Below are 680 nucleotides of genomic sequence, written 5' to 3'. Positions count from 1 at the left end.
CGTAGCGGTATTCGGTGACGAGTTTCTGCCCGGTGCCACGGCGCTCGCGGATCAGGTTGCCGAAGGCGTCGTAGTCGAAGTGGCGATCGCCCTGCATCAACAGGCGATTGCCTTTGATGATCGTGGGGCCGGGGCGGTCCTGCATCAGCAGGTTACCGGCCGGATCGTGGGCGTAGCTTTCCGGCTGTTGGTCGCGGGAGTGGCGGACGCGGATCAGTCGATTGAGCGGGTCGTACTGATAGCTGCGCTGTCCATGGCGGGTGTCGGCGATGCTGTCGAGATTGCCATTGAGGCTGTAGGCATAGTCGCGGCGGTAGAGCGGATGTTGGTGCTTGCCGACAGCGTGGGCCTTCAGACGGCCCTGTTCGTCGTAGGCATATTCACTGAGTAGCAGGCCTTGTTGGCGGTGTTGTTCGCGACCGGCGAGGAACGTATGCGAGGTCAGTCGCGCGCCATTGAGGTCGATGGCCGTCAGCGCGCCGCCCTTGGCGTGGTGGTAGTCGAGTTTGCTGCCGTCCGGCAGACGCAGGCGGTTGAGCTGGCCGCAGGCGTCGTAGCGATAACGCAAGGTGCCCCAACCCTGATGCTCGGTGATCAGGCGGTCCTGCTGGTCGTACTCGAACTCCAGCGGGTGATCGTGGCCATCGTCGACGCCGGTCAGTCGGCCCAGCGAGTCGTAG

General features: G+C 64.0%; 1 protein-coding gene. It reads right to left on the bottom strand.

What is annotated here, in order from left to right:
- Positions 1 to 680: RHS repeat domain-containing protein (locus PMI21_RS00005; RefSeq protein WP_007942238.1), on the bottom strand; the 680-nt coding region annotated here is incomplete at both ends.

The sequence above is a fragment of the Pseudomonas sp. GM18 genome, assembly GCF_000282195.1.
Lineage (GTDB): Bacteria > Pseudomonadota > Gammaproteobacteria > Pseudomonadales > Pseudomonadaceae > Aquipseudomonas.
Note: the sequence above shows the minus strand (reverse complement) of the source record. Positions and strands in the feature narration are given on the sequence as shown.